23 protein-coding genes are annotated in these 17,287 nt (G+C 58.3%); 13 read left to right on the top strand and 10 right to left on the bottom strand.

Translation table 11 applies throughout. The features are described from left to right. Window positions 1-3: 3 nt before the first annotated feature. Genes flgG through ACR0MV_RS05765 form a run of 4 tightly spaced genes read left to right on the top strand, consistent with a single transcriptional unit; the run spans window position 4 to window position 2,476 of the window. Complete coding sequence (flgG, locus tag ACR0MV_RS05780) at window positions 4-789, top strand: flagellar basal-body rod protein FlgG (protein ID WP_480701301.1); 786 nt, start codon at window positions 4-6, stop codon at window positions 787-789. Next, entirely contained in the window at window positions 789-1,205 is a 417-nt protein-coding gene (gene flgA, locus ACR0MV_RS05775; protein WP_480701300.1) for a flagellar basal body P-ring formation chaperone FlgA, read from the top strand. The genes flgG and flgA overlap by 1 nt, the downstream gene beginning before the upstream one ends. Beyond that, on the top strand, window positions 1,205-1,936 hold the full coding sequence (gene flgH / locus ACR0MV_RS05770; RefSeq protein ID WP_480701298.1) for a flagellar basal body L-ring protein FlgH: 732 nt from the start codon (window positions 1,205-1,207) through the stop codon (window positions 1,934-1,936). The genes flgA and flgH overlap by 1 nt, the downstream gene beginning before the upstream one ends. A 12-nt stretch (window positions 1,937-1,948) precedes the next feature. Further along, the gene (locus ACR0MV_RS05765; protein WP_480701296.1) at window positions 1,949-2,476 is read left to right on the top strand and encodes a flagellar basal body-associated FliL family protein; all 528 of its coding nucleotides are present in this window, start codon (window positions 1,949-1,951) and stop codon (window positions 2,474-2,476) included. A 30-nt stretch (window positions 2,477-2,506) separates the two neighbouring features. Here the strand turns inward: ACR0MV_RS05765 and ACR0MV_RS05760 are convergent, their stop codons facing one another. From ACR0MV_RS05760 to ACR0MV_RS05725, 8 genes are all read right to left on the bottom strand, one after another. Beyond that, window positions 2,507-2,863 (bottom strand): hypothetical protein, encoded by a 357-nt coding sequence (locus ACR0MV_RS05760; RefSeq protein WP_480701294.1) that lies wholly within the window; start codon window positions 2,861-2,863, stop codon window positions 2,507-2,509. After that, on the bottom strand, window positions 2,863-3,948 hold the full coding sequence (locus ACR0MV_RS05755) for an EscU/YscU/HrcU family type III secretion system export apparatus switch protein (protein ID WP_480701292.1): 1,086 nt from the start codon (window positions 3,946-3,948) through the stop codon (window positions 2,863-2,865). Before ACR0MV_RS05755 ends, ACR0MV_RS05760 begins: the two co-directional genes overlap by 1 nt. Then, a complete protein-coding gene (locus tag ACR0MV_RS05750; protein WP_480701290.1) occupies window positions 3,945-4,718 on the bottom strand; it encodes a flagellar biosynthetic protein FliR in 774 nt (257 codons plus the stop codon). The genes ACR0MV_RS05755 and ACR0MV_RS05750 overlap by 4 nt, the downstream gene beginning before the upstream one ends. After that, the gene (flhA, locus tag ACR0MV_RS05745; RefSeq protein WP_217359170.1) at window positions 4,715-6,742 is read right to left on the bottom strand and encodes a flagellar biosynthesis protein FlhA; all 2,028 of its coding nucleotides are present in this window, start codon (window positions 6,740-6,742) and stop codon (window positions 4,715-4,717) included. Before flhA ends, ACR0MV_RS05750 begins: the two co-directional genes overlap by 4 nt. Before the next feature lie 70 nt (window positions 6,743-6,812). Next, a complete protein-coding gene (locus ACR0MV_RS05740) occupies window positions 6,813-7,499 on the bottom strand; it encodes a transglycosylase SLT domain-containing protein (protein ID WP_170428480.1) in 687 nt (228 codons plus the stop codon). A gap of 73 nt (window positions 7,500-7,572) precedes the next feature. After that, window positions 7,573-8,049 carry an Lrp/AsnC family transcriptional regulator gene (locus tag ACR0MV_RS05735; RefSeq protein WP_480701288.1) on the bottom strand — a complete coding sequence of 159 codons (477 nt, stop codon included), beginning with the start codon at window positions 8,047-8,049 and terminating at the stop codon, window positions 7,573-7,575. Then, window positions 8,036-9,268, bottom strand: coding sequence for an MFS transporter (locus ACR0MV_RS05730; RefSeq protein ID WP_480701287.1), 1,233 nt, complete (start codon window positions 9,266-9,268; stop codon window positions 8,036-8,038). Before ACR0MV_RS05730 ends, ACR0MV_RS05735 begins: the two co-directional genes overlap by 14 nt. Before the next feature lie 3 nt (window positions 9,269-9,271). After that, window positions 9,272-9,535 carry a metal-sensing transcriptional repressor gene (locus tag ACR0MV_RS05725; protein WP_170428474.1) on the bottom strand — a complete coding sequence of 88 codons (264 nt, stop codon included), beginning with the start codon at window positions 9,533-9,535 and terminating at the stop codon, window positions 9,272-9,274. A 134-nt stretch (window positions 9,536-9,669) separates the two neighbouring features. Between ACR0MV_RS05725 and ACR0MV_RS05720 the strand changes: the two genes are divergently transcribed. The 7 genes from ACR0MV_RS05720 (at window position 9,670) to ACR0MV_RS05690 (ending at window position 14,454) form a co-directional block, all read left to right on the top strand. Next, window positions 9,670-10,284, top strand: a complete 615-nt coding sequence (locus tag ACR0MV_RS05720; RefSeq protein ID WP_480701285.1) for a ribonuclease D — start codon at window positions 9,670-9,672, stop codon at window positions 10,282-10,284. After that, on the top strand, window positions 10,281-11,243 hold the full coding sequence (locus ACR0MV_RS05715; protein ID WP_170428468.1) for a KpsF/GutQ family sugar-phosphate isomerase: 963 nt from the start codon (window positions 10,281-10,283) through the stop codon (window positions 11,241-11,243). The genes ACR0MV_RS05720 and ACR0MV_RS05715 overlap by 4 nt, the downstream gene beginning before the upstream one ends. A 33-nt stretch (window positions 11,244-11,276) precedes the next feature. Continuing rightward, window positions 11,277-11,858 carry an LPS export ABC transporter periplasmic protein LptC gene (locus tag ACR0MV_RS05710; RefSeq protein WP_217359168.1) on the top strand — a complete coding sequence of 194 codons (582 nt, stop codon included), beginning with the start codon at window positions 11,277-11,279 and terminating at the stop codon, window positions 11,856-11,858. A 3-nt stretch (window positions 11,859-11,861) separates the two neighbouring features. Next, the gene (locus ACR0MV_RS05705; RefSeq protein ID WP_170428462.1) at window positions 11,862-12,353 is read left to right on the top strand and encodes an LptA/OstA family protein; all 492 of its coding nucleotides are present in this window, start codon (window positions 11,862-11,864) and stop codon (window positions 12,351-12,353) included. Further along, complete coding sequence (lptB, locus tag ACR0MV_RS05700; protein ID WP_170428459.1) at window positions 12,353-13,111, top strand: LPS export ABC transporter ATP-binding protein; 759 nt, start codon at window positions 12,353-12,355, stop codon at window positions 13,109-13,111. The genes ACR0MV_RS05705 and lptB overlap by 1 nt, the downstream gene beginning before the upstream one ends. Before the next feature lie 253 nt (window positions 13,112-13,364). Further along, a complete protein-coding gene (hpf, locus tag ACR0MV_RS05695; protein ID WP_170428456.1) occupies window positions 13,365-13,928 on the top strand; it encodes a ribosome hibernation-promoting factor, HPF/YfiA family in 564 nt (187 codons plus the stop codon). Window positions 13,929-13,989: 61 nt separating this feature from the next. Further along, window positions 13,990-14,454: a PTS sugar transporter subunit IIA gene (locus ACR0MV_RS05690; protein ID WP_170428453.1), complete on the top strand. Its 465-nt coding sequence runs from the start codon at window positions 13,990-13,992 to the stop codon at window positions 14,452-14,454. Window positions 14,455-14,517: 63 nt separating this feature from the next. Here the strand turns inward: ACR0MV_RS05690 and dalA are convergent, their stop codons facing one another. Continuing rightward, window positions 14,518-15,033 (bottom strand): divisome-associated lipoprotein DalA, encoded by a 516-nt coding sequence (dalA, locus tag ACR0MV_RS05685; RefSeq protein WP_170428450.1) that lies wholly within the window; start codon window positions 15,031-15,033, stop codon window positions 14,518-14,520. 169 nt (window positions 15,034-15,202) lie between these two features. Here dalA and ACR0MV_RS05680 point away from each other — a divergent pair, with 169 nt between their 5' ends. Both ACR0MV_RS05680 and ACR0MV_RS05675 read left to right on the top strand, forming a co-directional pair. After that, entirely contained in the window at window positions 15,203-15,802 is a 600-nt protein-coding gene (locus tag ACR0MV_RS05680; protein ID WP_170428447.1) for a L,D-transpeptidase, read from the top strand. Window positions 15,803-15,941: 139 nt separating this feature from the next. Next, window positions 15,942-16,124, top strand: a complete 183-nt coding sequence (locus ACR0MV_RS05675) for a hypothetical protein (RefSeq protein ID WP_108861641.1) — start codon at window positions 15,942-15,944, stop codon at window positions 16,122-16,124. 89 nt (window positions 16,125-16,213) lie between these two features. Here the strand turns inward: ACR0MV_RS05675 and hemH are convergent, their stop codons facing one another. After that, the gene (gene hemH, locus ACR0MV_RS05670; protein WP_170428444.1) at window positions 16,214-17,263 is read right to left on the bottom strand and encodes a ferrochelatase; all 1,050 of its coding nucleotides are present in this window, start codon (window positions 17,261-17,263) and stop codon (window positions 16,214-16,216) included. Between the last annotated feature and the right edge of the window lie 24 nt (window positions 17,264-17,287).

Below are 17,287 nucleotides of genomic sequence, written 5' to 3'. Positions count from 1 at the left end.
GATATGCGGGCATTGAAAATCGCGGCGACCGGCATGACGGCGCAACAGATGCGGGTCGAGACGATCTCGAACAACCTCGCGAACATGAACACCACGGGCTACAACGCCCGTCGGGCCGAGTTTGCGGATCTGCATTATCAGCAGGTGGCGCGCGCAGGGGCGGTCAACGCCAATGACGGCACGGTTCTGCCGACCGGCATTCAGCTAGGTCTTGGCGTGCGCCCGTCCGCGGTGACGGTGCAGCTGTCTCAGGGTGCCTTGTCAGCGACCGGAAGCGATCTGGATGTCGCGATCGAAGGGCGCGGCTATTTGGAGGTGACATTGCCCAATGGCCAGTCCGGCTATACCCGCGATGGCAGTCTGAAACGATCTGCCGAGGGTTTGATCGTGACCTCGGATGGCTTTGCCGTCGCACCCGAGATCACCATCCCCGACGATGCACGGTCGATCTCGATCAACGCTGCGGGCGAGGTCTATGCCTATTTCGACGATGCGCCCGAAGGGCAGTTGCTGGGTGAGTTCACGCTGGCGAGTTTCTCGAATGCCAAAGGGCTCGAGGCGATAGGCGGCAATGTGTTCAAAGAGACCGAAGCTTCGGGCGCACCTGTGGTTGAGGCACCGGGCGAGGACGGGCTGGGCACGTTGCGGCAAGGGTACCTTGAGGACAGCTCGGTCGACGCTGTGCGCGAGGTTACCGAACTGATCGAAGCCCAGCGCGGGTATGAAATGAACGCCAAGGTCATCTCTGCCGTTGATCAGATGATGGGCGCAACGACGCAGGTGCGGTGATGCGAACTTTGAGCATTGTTCTGACTCTGATGACTGCGCTGCCAGCGATGGCGGACATTGTTGTGTCGAAACGCACCATCCGCGCCAAAGAGATCATTTCGGCCGCCGACCTTGAGATCAAGGACCAAGTGGTGCCCAACGCCGTTACAACGCCTGAGACATTGATTGGGCAAGAGGCGCGCGTCGCGCTTTACCCAGGACGTCCCATTCGTGAAGGCGATGTTGGTCCTCCGGCGATCGTGGATCGCAACGATCTGGTCGTTCTGGTCTTTGATCGCCGTCCCCTGTCCATCACCGCCGAAGGGCGTGCCTTGGGTCGCGGCGCAGTCGGAGATCGCATCCGGGTCATGAACCTGTCGTCACGCACAACCATCACCGGGTTCATCCGGCCCGATGGTCAGATCGAGGTAAAATGATGTCAGCTCTTTCCAAAACTCTGTTGATTGCCACTGTGGTTGTGGCGGCTTGCGGTCGTGTGGACCACCTGGGCAAGCCGCCAAGCTTTACCCCAAATGATGAATCTCCAGAGCATGTGGCGATGCTTTGGCCGGGGTTACCGCTGCACACACAGCCTCAGCGGAGCGTTGACAAAGCCTCACTTTGGAGTGGCGGCCAGCAATCCTTGCTGGGTGATCAGCGGGCGATCAAGAAAGGGGATATCCTGACCGTTGTGATCGAACTGGACGAAAAGGCCGAGATATCGAACGACACAAACCGATCCCGCAGCGGTTCAGAAAGCCTGGAGGTTCCGGGGCTGTTCGGTCTTCCCCAGCGCGCAGCAGAGCAATTGCCTGCCGGGGCGTCGTTGGAAGAGGCCGTGTCGATTGATTCCGCATCGTCCAGCAAGGGCAAGGGATCGGTGAAGCGCAAGGAAAAGCTGACCCTTCGTGTGGCCGCAACCGTGATCGACGTTTTGCCAAACGGGGTGTTGTCAATCTCGGGCTCGCAGGAATTGCGCGTCAACTTTGAACTACGCGAACTATTGGTCGCCGGCTACGTGCGCCCGCAGGATATCTCGCGCCAGAATGAGATCACATATGACAAGATTGCGTCAGCGCGTGTTTCTTACGGCGGTCGCGGTCAGATCACCGACGTTCAACAGCCGCGCTATGGGCAACAGATCCTCGATTCCGTCCTGCCATTTTAAGGAGAAACTGAGATGAAGAAGCTGATCCCGGTTCTTCTTTTGTTGGTCGGCACGGGCGGTGGTATCGCAGCGGGGCTCTTCCTGGCACCGTCCGGTAAAGGGACCGAGAGTGCTGAGGATGAGTCCGCAACGGCCAAAACCGAGAAGGCGAAGGTTACGGACGAAAAAGCCAAGACCAAAAAAGCCGCCAAGTCGGACAAAAAAGAAGGCACAGGTACCCATGAATACCTCAAGCTGACCAAGCAATTCGTGGTTCCAATCGTCGAGGCAGATCGCATTGCGGCGCTTGTCACCATGTCGCTGAGCCTTGAGGTCACCCCCGGCATGACCGAGACGGTCTATGCCGTGGAACCCAAGTTGCGAGACCGGTTTCTGCAGGTTCTGTTCGATCATGCCAATACAGGTGGTTTCAACGGCAACTTTACCCAATCAGACAACCTTTCGGTTTTGCGGAAAGCCCTGTTGAACGAGGCGCGCAAGGATCTGGGTGAAGACGTCTCGCAGATCCTTATCATGAGCGTTAACCGGAAGGATACCTGACGGGTACGCGGTGCAATGCCGGGCGCGTGGTTACCTGCGCTTGGCCTCAGATGTATCGGACAGTTTGGCAACAGCCTGCTTGCGCCCGAACGCCACGCGCAGCTCATCCAGTGCGGCGAGCTTCTGAGCCCTGAGACCAGCGAGCTGCATGTTCAATTGTCTACGCGTCGCAGACTCCCAGCCATGCCACAAAACATCTGTGCCGGTGACGCGGTAGCCCTCGGTCGATGCGGCCACTTGTCGGGCTTGCTGGAGCTGAGCATCCAGATGGGCGAGTTGACTTTGAAGCCGCGCTTCGGCTTCAAGAACGGGGCGCAGGGACTGGTACTCACGCTGAAACGCAGCCTCGGTCACTTTTTCCAAACCTTGCAACTGCTTACGCTTCATCAGACTTTCTCCTTTGCCCGTTTGCGCATGGCTTCGGCAAACCGGATCGCGGCTGCGACGGGACGGTAGTGTTCCTCGGAAATCTCCTGCCCGATCTCGATTGTTGCGTGCAGGGCACGCGCTGTCGGCGGGTCAGAATGGATCGGAACGCCTGCTTGACCAGCGGCTTCGCGGATGGCGGCCGCCACGGCGTCCACGCCTTTGGCAACACATATCGGAGCCGATCCGGCCGTGCGCGACCACGTGAGCGCAACTGCGAAATGAGTTGGGTTGACGATCACCACATCCGCCTTCGGGACATCGGCCATCATCTGATTGGTAGCGATGTCCTGGGCACGCTGGCGGCGCTGCTGTTTTACATGCGGATCGCCTTCGGCATCCTTCGTCTCATCCTGGATTTCCTTGCGTGACATGCGGTTCTTGCGCATGTGCTCGGCATATTGCCAGGCATAATCGATCACACCGATCGCTAGCGCAACGGAAATCACGATAAACATGAACTGAAACAGCAGGTTCATCATCAGCATGACGGACGAGCGCGCCTCGGCCGCACTTGCGGACAAGATATCGCTGAGGTTGGTGCGCAGAAACAGCGCCAGACACGCGCAGTAAATCACCAGCTTCGCGAAGCTCTTGGCAAACTCGAACAGGCCGCTGCGTCCGAATTTGTTCTTGGCGTTGGAAGGGATCGAAATGCGTGACAGCTTGGGTTTCAGTTTGCTGGGCGCAAACACTAGCGCGCGCTGGGCAATCAGACTGAGAAGTACGGCGGTCGCAGGAAGGCCAAATAGGATTGAAACGGACACAGCAACAGTTCTAACCATCCCGCCCACCGGGCTGACTGCCGGACCAGACGTCAGCAACTGGCCGAAATCATCGGCCTGATCAATCAGCACGACAAGCAAAGTGCCCGCGCTCTGCACTGCGAACTGCCCGGCGGCAAGCATGGCGACCAGCAGACCGACATAGGCCGCGACAACCGACAGGTCGTTGGATTTTGCGACCTCACCCTTTTCGCGCGCCTTCTGAAGTTTTTGCGGAGTCGCCTCAAAGGACTTGTCGCTGTCGTCGTCCTGCCCACTCATCTGGTGCCCTCAAGCGGGTTCATCATGAACGCGAACAAGGCGTCGGACCACACAGACAGGATCAATTGCGCACCGGCAAACAGCAGGAACAAACCGGCGAAGGTGATGGCCGGGGCACCCACAAAGGCCACCATCAGCTGTGGCATCGCACGGTTGATGACCCCAAGCGCCAGATTGTAGATCAAAGAGGCAATGACGAAGGGCATGGCCAACCCGAAGGCCAAACCGAAGCTGTGTGCAATCTGCTGTACTCCCCACTGAGACAAATCTGACGCCAGTGGGGGGATACCCATGGGAAACAAGGTGTAGCTGTGGATCAGAAACTGCGCCACGCGGATATGCAGGCCCAGTAGAACAGCCAGCGTCAGCCCGGCCAGTGTCAGGAGATACCCCATCGCCGGAACAGGATAGACAGCCGCACCGCCCAAGATTTGCGACAGGGATGTTGATTGCGCAGCGATGGAACCCGCAGTTTGCAAGGCCAGAACAAACAAACGTAATCCGATGCCTAGTGTCAGGCCGACCAGTGTCTCTATGCCGATCATCCGCACCAATGGCAAAAACTCGGGGTCCGGGCTGGGTGCTGGTACAGCAGGCGTGACGATCAAAGTGAAAGCCGCGGCGATCCCCAGTTTGACGCGGGTGGGGATGCTGCGCTCTCCGAACGCGGGCAGTAGGGATACCATGGCCGAGACGCGCAGGAAAACGGCGAAGAGGTGCCACAGCCCTCCGGCCAGTTCTGGCAGAAGGGCAGGGGGCAGGGCGATCACGCGGGCACCGTCCCGACCAAAGAAGGTCGCGCTTCGAGCCCGATTTCCTCAAACGAAAGAACCGGGTTCGCTATACCGCGCGCCTGTAGAATTGTACGCAACAGCCGTCTGCGGCGCGTCGAGGTTACGACTGCGGGGAACAACCCGTGATCGGCGGATTGCGACACGGTCTCCACAACACCGTCCGCCAGCTTGTTGAACAGGTTTGGCGGCAGCGCCACATCCAGCCCGGCGTTGGGCGCATCGATCTGGTATGAGGCAAAGGTGTCCTCCCATTCCGGCGCAAGCTGGATCAGTGGAATGGACCCGTCCCCCCGTTTCATGTCGGCGACCAGCTGAAAACCCAGTTTTTGGCGAACCAGTTCACATATCCCCTCGGGCTGGGTGGTGGTCAGTCGCGCCTCGGCCACGCTTTCCAGGATCAGGGCCATGTTACGGATCGAGACCTTTTCTTCGAGCAACAGCCGCAGCACCGCGTGCAGGGTGTCGATCGGCACTTTGTCGGGGATCAACTCGTCCAGCAGCTTGCGGTTGGCCTCGGCCCGTACCGGATCGCTCAGCCGTGTCATCTCGGACAGCAGACGGCGAAGGGACTTCAGCGTCAGCAGGCGGGCGAAGTTTTGTTTGATGATCTCCAACAAGTGGGTCGCCAGAATCTCGGGTGGTGAGACGATCGTAGCCCCGCTGAGCGCCGCGGCCTCTTGATCCTTGGGCAGTATCCAGCGGGCGGGCGCACCATAGACAGGCTCGGTCACATCATTGCCCTCGGGCAGCATGTCTTGGCCGTCCTGCACCAGCGCCAGCACCAGATCCGGGTTGAGCACGCCGCGCGCCTGTTCGACCCCTTGCACCTTGATCACGTAAGTTCCTAACGGCAGTTCGGCCCGATCGGTCAGGCGGATATCCGGCAGGATCAGACCGAAGCTCGAGGCGACATAGGTGCGCATATTGGCAATGCGCGCGTCCAGCCCAGTGCCAGGGTTCAGCACCATGCTGACGAGATCGGGCGCGAACTCCAGATGCACATCATCCAGATCAAGAATGTCCCCGATGGCCTGGGACACGGGCGTTTGGTCTTCATTTGAGGGTGTCAGCTCGGCCTCGGCTTCGGCCTTTTGTTTGCGCTGAACCGAAAAGGCGGCATACCCCAGAACTGCCGCCCCAAGGATAAAGGGTAAAAACGGCAGACCGGGCACCAGGGCAAACAGCACCATCAAAACAGCAACCGTACCAAGTGCCGCAGGATGTCGACCCAGCTGTGAGAAAATCGCACTGTCGGTCGCGCCCTGAGTGCCGCCCCTGGCCAGCAGAAGCGCAGAGGCGATTGAGATGATCACAGCGGGTATCTGAGATACCAGCCCGTCGCCCACGGTCAGAATGGCATAGGTCTCAAACGCAGAAGAGACCGGCATTCCGTGCACGATCACGCCCATGATCAGACCCATCACAAGGTTCAGCAGAGTGATCAGCAACCCGGCAACCGCGTCGCCTTTGACGAATTTCGACGCCCCGTCGAGCGAACCGAAAAACGTGGTCTCTTGCTGTTCGCGTTCGCGGCGTTCCTTGGCCTGCTGGTGGTCGATGGCCCCGGCGGACATATCGCTGTCGATGGCAAGCTGCTTGCCCGGCATCCCGTCCAGTGCAAAGCGCGCGCCAACTTCGGCCATGCGCGCGGCACCTTTGGTGATGACCATGAAGTTCACGATCAGCAACACGCCAAAGACCACAAGCCCCAGAAAGATACTGCCGCCCATGACAAAATTCGCAAAGCCTTCGATCACGTCACCGGCGGCATTGGGGCCGGTATGTCCCTGACCAATGATCAGCTTGGTCGAGGACACATTCAGCGACAGCCGCAGCATCAGCGAAGCCAGCAGGATCGTTGGGAAGGACGAAAAATCCAGCGGTCGTTCAATGAACAGCGTCAGGGTGAAAATCAGGATCGCCAGCGCGAATGAGGCGGACAAGCCCACATCCAGAACCCAGGCGGGCATCGGCAGGATCATCATCACGATCACCGTCATAAGCGCCAGCGCCAGCAGCACGGTGGGCGAGAACAGGGAACGGGCGTCGATCTTGGGCACGCGGGGGCTCCTAGTTGAACTGGATGAAAGCGCTGGCGGCTCCGGCCACTGGCACCAAAGAGCCCATCGCGCCATGGTCGGCTGGGGTCTGAAGCGGGATCAGCGGGCTGGCGGCACCGGTAAAGGGATCGCGCGCGGCAAGCTCGGTAGCGGTCGACCCGTCCAACTGTGCCAGAATGGTCTGAAACCGCCCAATATAGGCGTTGGCCAATTCAGGTGTGCGTGAATGATAGGCCCCGGCAACTGCGGACCACGAACCCAGCTCGGCATGAAGATCTTTCAGGAAACGCGCCGCATAGGTGGCATTTTCATCAGGGTCAAACATGGCGTCGATCGACCGGAATGCTTTGCCATGCCAGCGATAGTTGATCTGGAAACACCCGACGTCAAAGCTGCGCTTGCCTGCTTTGAAGATGTTGAACAGATAGGACTTCGCCTCCGACTCGGAAGGAAACCAAAAGCCTTTTCCTTCGACATTGATCGTCCAGGGCCAGGGGAGCAGAGTGCCGTCCAGCGCGCGGCCGGTTTCCACGCGTGTTATCGCACGCATGATGTCCAGCGGCACGCCTTCGGATCGGGCTGCGCGCTGGGCGGCGGCGTCGCAGATTTGGGCAACGCGGGTGTCGGGCATGGCAAAACTCTGCGGCGCGTCAAACAGCGCCACCAGGGCCAGTCCTAAGATCGTTCGATTGGGCATTCTGCCGGTCCGGGATTCTGATCAGTCCGGGCCAAGCTAGCCGCGCCAAGGTTTACAGAGGGTTATTGGGCATTCAGATTCGGTCAATCCGCCGACCGAAGACGACGCTGGTATTGGTGCGCAAGACACCTGGTATTTTGGCCAGTTCGTCGACCAGAATATCCAGATCCTCGATCCGGGGGGCCTCGGCGGACAGCAGCAGATCGAACTCGCCGTTGATCGACAGGCAGAGTTTAACCTCCGGGTAGGCCTCAAGCCGCTTGATGATCCGCGTGGTCTCTTTTTGCTGAACTTCCAGCAATACGACGACCTGAACGCGCGGGGCATCTTCGGGGGCGTTCAGCACCACCGAGTACCCGGCGATCACGCCACGCTCTTCCATCCGCTGAATACGCTCATGCACGGTGGTCCGGGCCACACCCAGCTTCGCCGCGATCTTGGTCGTGGATTCACGTGCGTTGTGCTGCAAAGCCGAGATAATGTTGCGGTCGAGTTGATCCATGAGGCCAAAGTTTAGTGCAAAGCCACCGGGATACTCAAGCTTTGTCAATACGTTCGCCAGGTGCAGTTTCGTGTTCGCCACGCGGCCAGATTATTGGCGCGGCGCACAAACCCAAAAGCGCGGCGAGAGACATCCAGAACAACGCCTGTTCGGTTCCCTTGGTGGTCATAAGCCATCCCGCCAGCGGATACAGCACCAGCCAGCAGGCATGAGACAGCGTGAATTGTGCCGCAAAAACGGCCGGTCTATCCTCTGGTTTGGCTGTACGCGTCAGCAACCGGCCCGAAGGGGTCAGTGTGGACGAGTATCCAAAGCCGACGACGGCCCACAGCGCGGTCAGCCCCCATAGCGGCATCGGAAGCGCAGCGAACAGCGCTGCCGAAATCGCCATCGTAGCCGTCCCAATTGCCGCCCCGGCCAGCATGACGCTGCGGTCCCCGAACCTGTCCAGAAGGGAAGGCAGGGCAAAGGCCGCCAGCATAGACCCGCCACCGAATCCTGCCAACGCGATGCCCACCGCACTGTCAGGCAGGCCAAGGTTGGCGCGGACGATGACGACGGTGTTAACAATGACCATCGCGCTGAGCGCGGCGGCGCTCCAGGTCAGGGTCAGCAGCCCGCGCAGACGTGCTGTGCCCAAATATATCCGAATGCCCCGAGTAGTGCGGTCATAGATCCCCCGGCGTTTCGTTGGTTTGGGTGAGGGCAGGGCAACTGACACCACCAAAAGTGCCGAGGCCAAGAACCCAAAGCTTGTGCCCCAAAACAGGCTGTCAAAGCTCATGACCAGCAAGAGCGCCGCAGCCAAAGCAGGGCTGAGCAGGCTTTCCAGGTCATAGGCCAACCGAGACAGCGACAGGGCCTTGGTATAGTCCTCCTCATCGGTCAGAACGTCCGGGATGGTGGCCTGAAACGCTGGAGTGAAACCGGCCGAGGCTGATTGCAGTACAAAGATCAGAACGTAGATCTGCCAAATCTCGGTTACGAACGGCAGACAGACCGCCACGGCTGCGCGTACAATGTCCAGAACAACCAGCATTTTGCGTCGATCCAACCGTTCGGCAAAGGCCGCGGCCAGTGGGGCGACAGTCACATAGGCGGCCATCTTGATGGTCAGGGCGGTTCCCAAAACCATGCCCGCGGCCTCTCCGGCTAGGTCAAAGGCAAGCAGACCCAATGCAACCGTCGCCAGGCCGGTTCCAGCAAGCGCTACAACCTGCGCAGCCAACAGATGGCGATAGACGCGGTTTCCAAGGACGCTCAGCATCTTTCAAAGATACTTTGTTATGGCTTTGAAGTCGTCGACGTCGTTTTCGGTGGCCTCATTGGCAGGGGACAGGCAGTGGTCGATATGATCGTGGATCAAGGCGCGCTTTGCGTTGGTGATCGCTTTTTCCACCGCAAAAAGCTGCTGCGCGATATCTGTACAAGGGGCCTGATCGTTAAGCATGTCTATGACTTTGGCCAAGTGGCCATGCGCGCGTTTGAGGCGGGCGTAGATCTGAGGGTGGGATTCGTGCGTATGCTGTGTCATCGTATAACCCTATCCCCCCCATAGGGATGTAGTCAATGCGACCCGCAGGTCAGCGCCGGCCAGGTCGGGATGGCGTTGAGTTTAGGGCCCAAACCTCCTATCTGATGGGCGATACCGGACAAAGGACAAGCCTCGTGGCGAACCATCTCTACAAAAATGACCTGCCGGACGGGTTGGATCTGGGCCCTGTTGTGGCCATCGATTGTGAAACCATGGGTCTGAACCCGCATCGGGATCGCCTCTGTGTGATCCAAATGTCGGGCGGCGACGGCAACAGCCACATCGTTCAGGTCGAAAAGGGGCAGACCGAGGCCCCGAACCTATGTGCGATGCTGGAAAACCCCGATGTGCTAAAGCTGTTCCACTTTGGCCGTTTCGACATCGCCGCCATGTACCATACGTTTGGGGCGCTGGCCGCACCGGTCTATTGCACCAAGATCGCCAGCCGTCTGGTCCGCACCTATACCGACCGCCATGGCCTGAAGAACCTGTGTCAGGAGCTGATCGGCGTCGATATCTCAAAACAGCAGCAGATGAGCGATTGGGGTGCTGAGACCCTGACTGACGCCCAACTGGACTATGCAGCCTCGGATGTTTTGTACCTGCACCAGCTGCGCGACGCGCTGGACGGGCGTTTGGCCCGCGAAGGCCGCACCGAAATGGCGCAGGCCTGTTTTGACTTCTTGCCGATGCGTGCGAAACTCGACCTCGCAGGCTGGCCCGAAACGGATATCTTTGCGCACTCATGACCGATACCGAAGCATTCCTGAGAACCGCGCGACAGGTCGTCACCGACGAAGCCCGCGCGCTGGACGTTCTGGCCGACAGCCTGGACGAGCGTTTCGCCGAAGCCGTGCAGCTGATCCTGCAGGCTCCGGGTCGCATCATTGTCAGCGGTATCGGCAAGTCGGGCCATATTGGCCACAAGATTGCTGCCACGCTGGCCAGCACCGGAACGCCCGCCTATTTCGTACACCCGGCCGAGGCCAGCCACGGCGATCTGGGTATGGTGTCCAAAGGCGATGTTGTTTTGGCTATTTCAAACTCGGGCGAGGCTCCGGAATTGGTCAATCTGCTGGCCTTTACGCGCCGGTTCGGAATTCCGCTGATCGGCCTGTCCAGCAAGCCGGAAAGCACGCTGATGAAACAGGCAGACGTGCATTTGCTGATTCCATCCATGGGTGAGGCTTGTGGTTTTGGCATGGTGCCGTCGATTTCGACCACGCTGACCCTGGCGATGGGTGATGCGCTTGCGATTGCGCTGATGAAGTACCGCGATTTCAAACCCGAGGATTTCCGCGCTTACCATCCTGGTGGCAAGCTGGGTGCGCAGCTGTCTACGGTGCGCGATCTGATGCATTCCGATCTGCCGCTGGTGCCAGCAGGAACCCCGATGGGCGAGGCGCTGTTGGTCATGAGCCAAAAGAGCTTTGGCGTTGTCGGGGTCACCGACACAGAAGGCCGCCTGGTCGGAATCGTGACCGATGGCGACCTGCGTCGCAACATGGACGGGCTGCTGGACAAGACCACCGAAGAAGTGATGACCACCAACCCGATGACCATTGCGCCCAACGCGATGGCGGAGGAGGCCGTGGCGATCATGAATGATCGCAAGATCACATCGTTGTTTGTCGTCGATCCGGACACGCAAGGACCCGCCGAAGGGTTGTTGCACATCCACGACTGCCTGCGCGTCGGGCTGGGTTAAGCGGAGGGCAGCCCGGTGGACGGACACTCTCGCATGGTCCAATTCCTCAAGGTGGTGCTGCCATTGGTGGCCATCGGAATGCTGTCGACCGTTTTTCTGCTGTCGCGCAGTATCGAGACCAACGTGAGCGTGCCTTTCTCGCAACAGGATATCGACGAGCGCTTGGCCGATCAGGTCGTGACCCAGCCCGACTATCGCGGTACCACCCGTAAGGGCGAAGACGTTCAGATCGAAGCCATTCGAGCCACTCAGGGGACCGAAGGCGAAGCACCCACGGCTGCCGAATTCCGCGGTCGTTTGGGTTTGTTGAGTGGTGGTGTGATCACGTTGGATTCAAACTCTGGCATGATCCGCCCGGATGAGAACACCGCGACGTTTGTGGGCGACGTCGTGATCACAACAACGGACGGGATCGTTGTTACGACCGATCTGTTGAACACTGCGCTGGACGAAATTCGTGGCGACACGCCCGGTCAGGTCGACGGAACTGGAATTATCGGTGACTTCACCGCTGGCCGAATGACATTTGGAACGGAAAAAAAAGACGGGCCGGTCCATATTATTTTTACAGACGGCGTGAAGTTGGTGTATGAGCCTCAAAAAGCAGAAAGATAACCTGTGTTCTATTTTCGTTTAGCCCTTGTAAGCTGTGCTCTGGTAACCGGTGCGATCTCTGCGGCAGCGCAGGAAGCGCAAGTTGCATTTGGTTCGCCCCAGGCCGACCCAAGCCTGCCGGTCGAGGTGACGTCGGAACGGCTGAACGTAAATCAGGAAGACGGCTCCGCCGAGTTTCTGGGCAATGTGATTGTCATTCAGGGCGAAATGCGCCTGACGGCTGAGCGCGTGCTTGTGATCTACAACGAAGAACGTTCGGGTATCGAACGGATGGAAGCGACCGAAGACGTTGTCTTGGTCAGCCCGCCGGATGCGGCCGAAGGCGACTGGGCGGAATACACAATCGATTCCGGTCAGATCGTCATGAAGGGCAATGTCCTGCTGCTGCAGGGTCCCAGCACGATCAGCGGTGATCAGATGAACGCGAACCTGAACACCGGGCTGGCGACGATGACCGGGAACGTAAAGACCATCCTGCAACAGGGGGCCAACTGATGGCCCAGCCTGAGTTGACGGTGGCGGAAGGTGCTTCCGGCCTGAAAATCGAAAAACTCCGCAAATCGTACCGCAAAAAGACGGTGATCCGTGACGTGTCGATGACGCTGGACCGATCCGAGGTGGTGGCGTTGCTGGGTCCAAACGGCTCGGGCAAGACTACGACCTTCTACTCGGTTGCAGGTTTGGTGTTCCCCGAGGCCGGCATCGTTACAATTGATGGGCAGAACGTAACGACGTTGCCCATGTATCGTCGCGCACGTTTGGGAATTGGCTATCTGCCCCAGGAGATGTCGATTTTTCGGGGTATGAGCGTCGAGGACAACATCGCCGCTGTTCTCGATATCACCGTCAAACACGCCCATCGCCGCAAAGAGCGGTTGGAAGAGCTGTTGTCCGACTTCTCGATCGAACATTTGCGCCGTGCACCGGCCTTGGCCTTGTCAGGCGGAGAGCGTCGGCGGGTCGAGATTGCGCGCTGTCTGGCCGCTGATCCGAAATATCTGCTTTTGGATGAACCCTTTGCGGGCGTTGACCCGATCAGCGTCGGCGATATCCGCCACTTGGTCGCGGACCTCAAGAAACGTGGCATCGGCGTGCTGATCACCGACCACAACGTGCGCGAAACGCTGGAAATCGTCGACCGCGCTTACATCCTGCATGATGGTCAGGTTCTGATGTCCGGCACACCCGACGAAGTCGTCGAAAACGAAAACGTGCGCCGCGTCTATCTGGGCGAAAACTTCCGTATTTCATAAGGATAAGCGGAATTGCGCCCGGCGCATGGCGGAAATCACGTATATACACGCCTGTTTTGATTGACTCTTCCGCCGTCTCTTGCCTCAATTGGGACATGGCAGTTCTTCGGTTTCCGTCTGGATCACGACGCCCCTTCCTTGAAGGGGAACCGGTGCGGTTACCGCGGGAATTGTCGATGTCCCCCACCCGATAAAAACAAGTGCGTCGCGTTACGTGACGTCAGAAATGGGTGTGAATTGTGAAGGAGATCACATGCGTTACCAAATCAGCGGAAAACAGATCGACATCGGTGCGGCCCTGCAGACCCATGTGCAGACCGAACTGGGCGAGGTCGTGGGCAAATATGCCCAACGTCCTACGGACGCCAACGTCGTCTTTTCCCGTTCAGCGCATGAATATGTATGCGAAACCACAGTACATCTTTCCACTGGCCTGACGGCTCAGGCCAAGGCACATGCGACCGAAATTTATGCGGCGTTTGAGGGATGCTGCGACAAGATGGAAACACAACTGCGCCGCTACAAGCGTCGCCTGAAGGACCACCACAAGGATCGGTCTGAGCCTGTTGAACTCTTCGGGGCGTCGTCATATATCCTCGCCTCTGACGAATCGGAGACGGCTGACGAACCCGAATCTCTGCAGCCCATGATCGTGGCTGAGATGGAAACCAAGATCCCATCGCTGAGTGTTGGTGAAGCCGTCATGCAGATGGAACTTGCTGGTGCCCCGGTGCTGGTGTTCCGAAATGAGAACAAGGACGGATTGAATGTCGTGTACCGTCGGGATGACGGAAATATCGGCTGGATCGATCCGTAACAGGCAAGATTAGCAAGGCGGGCCCCTGCGATTGGCAGGGGTTTCGCCGTGGAGCATGATCATGGAGCTTTCGAGCATTCTAAAGCCCGAAGCAGTACGTGTTTTGTCAGCCGCTTCCAGCAAGAAGCGGCTGTTTCAGGAAATTGGCGATGTCGCTGCCGGTACTCTGGGTCTGGACGCGCAAACTATCGTCGATTCCCTTTTGGAACGTGAAAGCCTGGGTCCGACTGGCGTTGGCCATGGCGTTGCACTGCCGCACGCCCGGCTCGAAGATCTGGAAGCCGTCGCGGGCGTGTTTGTCATGCTCGAGAAGCCGATTGATTTTGGTTCGGTGGACCGGCAGCCCGTTGATATCGCCTTTGCGCTGTTTGCACCGGAAGAGGCCGGTGTCGATCACCTTAAGGCCTTGGCATTGGTGTCCCGTACGCTGCGCGATACTTCTGTTTGCACCAAGCTGCGTGCCAATCCTGATCCGGTCAAGCTCTACGCGATTTTGACCGAAGCGCAGTCCATGCAGGCTGCGTAACAACTTTAGTCACACAAAAAAAGCCCCCGAATATCGGGGGCTTTTTTCGTTTTAGGGAGCGGTTTATCCGCCGGACCCCATCTCAAGCGTCCACCAGATCTTGCCACCGTTTTCCTGGTGCCAGGCAAATCCCATCTGGGTGGCTTTCGGGTCCATGATCACGGCACGGGGACCTGGCTCTTGCATCCAGGCAGCAAGTGTTTCGGTTTCGGTTTCGTAGGTTTCTGAAATCGCCTCACCCAGGAAGGTTCCATAATAGCCCACACGACGTGCGCGATCGATTGGAGACGACCCGTCCGAGCCAAAGTGCCAGGGCCGGTTTTGCCGCGCCATGTCCTTGGAGTGCGTGGCCGCCGCGGCATTCAGTTGAGAATTCAGTTGAACAGATTGAAGCCCCTGCGCCTGGCGCAGCGCATTCACCGAATCCAGCATACGGAATTGCAGCTTTTCCGGGTTGCCTCGGATCTTGTAGACCGTCGGCAGCGGGCGGCCATCCGACCCATATGTCGGGGTGCTGCTTGGGGTACATGCAGCCAGCGCAACAAAGCAAAGGAACAGTAGAGTAAGAATACGCGTCATGATCGACCTGATTATTGTGTCGACATACGGCATAGCGCGCCATGCGGCCTTGGGCAAACCTGCAATGGCCGATTCTCGCATGATTCTGCCGGTTTGATTTGCGATTGACGCATTCTGGCAATAAAATACGTGAAATTTTCAGGACAGCTTTAGCAAAGGACCGTTTGCGATGGTCAAAAAACCCGTTCTTTCTTCCAGTCGTCGCGGATTTCTGGCCGGTGCCTCTGCGTTGTTGGCATCGCCAGCGATCGCGCAGTACATCCCCGGAGACCCGTTGCGCCCCGCACCCGAGCCAGAACCAGAGGTGCGTCGCAACATCTCGGGCTTCCGTGCTCTGGATTGGCAGCCCTATTTCTCAAACACCAGAAACGGGGCCATTCTGGTCGATACAGTCTCGCGGGCGCTGCATTATTGGTCAGATGATCAATCTGTATACAAACTGTACCCGTCATCGGTGCCATTGACCGAGGAATTGACCCGGCGCGGGCGGACCAGTGTAATCCGCAAAGTCGAGGGCCCAAGCTGGTCGCCGACGCCTTCGATGAAAAAACGGAATCCGGAATGGCCGGACTATATCCCGCCTGGCCCGGATAACCCATTGGGAACGCACGCATTATATCTGAGCTGGAAGTACTACCGCATCCACGGTACCCATGATACGCGCAAAATCGGGCGTCGGTCGTCGAACGGGTGCATTGGCTTGTTCAACGAGGATATCGCGGAACTGTTCTCAATGGCGAAGGTCGGCACGCAAGTGTTGCTTATTTGACGACATTTTCGCGCGCGAACCCGCTTGCGGCGCAAGTTCCAATTGCATTCCAGCCGGATAGCTGATTAGAAAAAAACACGAGGTAAGTCTTGAGTGTGCGGTTTCGCTATATGGAACCGTGCAAATTCTGGAGGTTAATATGAAGAAACTCGTTCTCGCCGCTGCACTGACTGCTGCTGCTTCGACCGCTTATGCTGGCAACCTGGAAGAGCCGGTTGTTGAAGCACCGGTTGTTGTTGAAGAAACACAGGGTTCGTCGCAGGGCATCATCCTGCCGCTGGTCCTGCTGGTCGTTGTTGCCGCAGCTGTTGCAGCAAGCTAATTTGACGAGCGTTATCTAGAGAAAAGGCGGTGGAGCAATCCACCGCCTTTTTTCACGTCTGCTGTATCGGGTCCGACTGAAGGGGCCGGTCAGTCCAGCCAGCCCTTAAGGTTGTCTTCGATCACCTTGCCCAATGCCGCAATATGCGAATCATCGTCATTGAGGCAGGGGATGTAGGTAAAGGTCTCGCCACCGGCCTCTTCAAAGCTTTCTTTAATCTCTTCGTTGATCTCTTCCAGCGTCTCGATGCAGTCGGCGGAAAACGCCGGAGCGATCACGGCGATGTTCTTCTTTCCCTGCCGGGCCAGTTCCGCCACATGCTCAACTGTATAGGGTTTCAGCCATTCCTCAGGCCCGAAACGCGACTGGAAGGTCGAAACAAGCTGGTCATCTGCCCAGCCCAGCCGCTCTTTCAGCAAGCGTGTCGTCTTTGCACATTGGCAGTGATACGGATCGCCCTGCTGCAAGTAACGGTCGGGCATGCCGTGATAAGAACAGACCAGAATATCCGGTTTGGTTTCCATCGCCTCATAGGCCTTTTCCACCGACCCAGCCAGCGCGTCGATATAGGCGGGTTCATCGAAATAGGCCGGAACGGTGCGCGCGGCGGGTTGCCACGCCTCCTCCATCAGCGCCCGGAAGAACTGATCGTTCGCAGTGGCGGTCGTTGCGCCTGCGTATTGCGGATAAAGCGGGAAGAACAGGATGCGATTGCACCCTGCGGACACCATCTCGCGCACTTTGGATTTGGTCGACGGGTTGCCGTAGCGCATACAGAAATCGACCATCACTTTGTCGCCGTAGCGTGCGTGCATCGCATCGCGCATCTTGGCGGTTTGATCCTTGGTGATCGTCATCAGCGGGCTTTCGCCCTTTTCATGGTTCCAGATCGACTTGTACGCCTCACCCGAGCTGAACGGGCGTTTGGTCAGGATGATCCCTTGCAGGATCGGCTGCCATTTCCATTTCGGGTAGTCGATCACCCGCTGATCTGACAAAAATTCGTTCAGATAGCGCCGCATCGGCCAATACGAATAGTCGTCCGGTGTCCCCAGATTGGCCAACAGGATGCCGACACGGCCCATTTTGACCTTCGGGTGGTCGGCGGGTGCATGCGATGGGCGGGTGGCGTCAAACATTTCGAACTTCCTGCGGTTATTCTG

The sequence above is a fragment of the Ruegeria sp. BC3 genome, assembly GCF_056539265.1.
Note: the sequence above shows the minus strand (reverse complement) of the source record. Positions and strands in the feature narration are given on the sequence as shown.

Excerpts from the sequence above, each read along its gene's own strand:
- flgG (WP_480701301.1), top strand. The coding sequence starts at position 4 with ATGCGGGCATTGAAAATCGCGGCGACCGGCATGACGGCGCAACAGATG.
- flgA (WP_480701300.1), top strand. The coding sequence starts at position 789 with ATGCGAACTTTGAGCATTGTTCTGACTCTGATGACTGCGCTGCCAGCG.
- flgH (WP_480701298.1), top strand. The coding sequence starts at position 1,205 with ATGTCAGCTCTTTCCAAAACTCTGTTGATTGCCACTGTGGTTGTGGCG.
- ACR0MV_RS05765 (WP_480701296.1), top strand. The coding sequence starts at position 1,949 with ATGAAGAAGCTGATCCCGGTTCTTCTTTTGTTGGTCGGCACGGGCGGT.
- ACR0MV_RS05760 (WP_480701294.1), bottom strand. The coding sequence starts at position 2,863 with ATGAAGCGTAAGCAGTTGCAAGGTTTGGAAAAAGTGACCGAGGCTGCG.
- ACR0MV_RS05755 (WP_480701292.1), bottom strand. The coding sequence starts at position 3,948 with ATGAGTGGGCAGGACGACGACAGCGACAAGTCCTTTGAGGCGACTCCG.
- flhA (WP_217359170.1), bottom strand. The coding sequence starts at position 6,742 with ATGACGGTGATCGTGATGATGATCCTGCCGATGCCCGCCTGGGTTCTG.
- ACR0MV_RS05740 (WP_170428480.1), bottom strand. The coding sequence starts at position 7,499 with ATGCCCAATCGAACGATCTTAGGACTGGCCCTGGTGGCGCTGTTTGAC.
- ACR0MV_RS05730 (WP_480701287.1), bottom strand. The coding sequence starts at position 9,268 with ATGCTGAGCGTCCTTGGAAACCGCGTCTATCGCCATCTGTTGGCTGCG.
- ACR0MV_RS05725 (WP_170428474.1), bottom strand. The coding sequence starts at position 9,535 with ATGACACAGCATACGCACGAATCCCACCCTCAGATCTACGCCCGCCTC.
- ACR0MV_RS05715 (WP_170428468.1), top strand. The coding sequence starts at position 10,281 with ATGACCGATACCGAAGCATTCCTGAGAACCGCGCGACAGGTCGTCACC.
- ACR0MV_RS05710 (WP_217359168.1), top strand. The coding sequence starts at position 11,277 with ATGGTCCAATTCCTCAAGGTGGTGCTGCCATTGGTGGCCATCGGAATG.
- lptB (WP_170428459.1), top strand. The coding sequence starts at position 12,353 with ATGGCCCAGCCTGAGTTGACGGTGGCGGAAGGTGCTTCCGGCCTGAAA.
- hpf (WP_170428456.1), top strand. The coding sequence starts at position 13,365 with ATGCGTTACCAAATCAGCGGAAAACAGATCGACATCGGTGCGGCCCTG.
- ACR0MV_RS05690 (WP_170428453.1), top strand. The coding sequence starts at position 13,990 with ATGGAGCTTTCGAGCATTCTAAAGCCCGAAGCAGTACGTGTTTTGTCA.
- dalA (WP_170428450.1), bottom strand. The coding sequence starts at position 15,033 with ATGACGCGTATTCTTACTCTACTGTTCCTTTGCTTTGTTGCGCTGGCT.
- ACR0MV_RS05680 (WP_170428447.1), top strand. The coding sequence starts at position 15,203 with ATGGTCAAAAAACCCGTTCTTTCTTCCAGTCGTCGCGGATTTCTGGCC.
- ACR0MV_RS05675 (WP_108861641.1), top strand. The coding sequence starts at position 15,942 with ATGAAGAAACTCGTTCTCGCCGCTGCACTGACTGCTGCTGCTTCGACC.
- hemH (WP_170428444.1), bottom strand. The coding sequence starts at position 17,263 with ATGTTTGACGCCACCCGCCCATCGCATGCACCCGCCGACCACCCGAAG.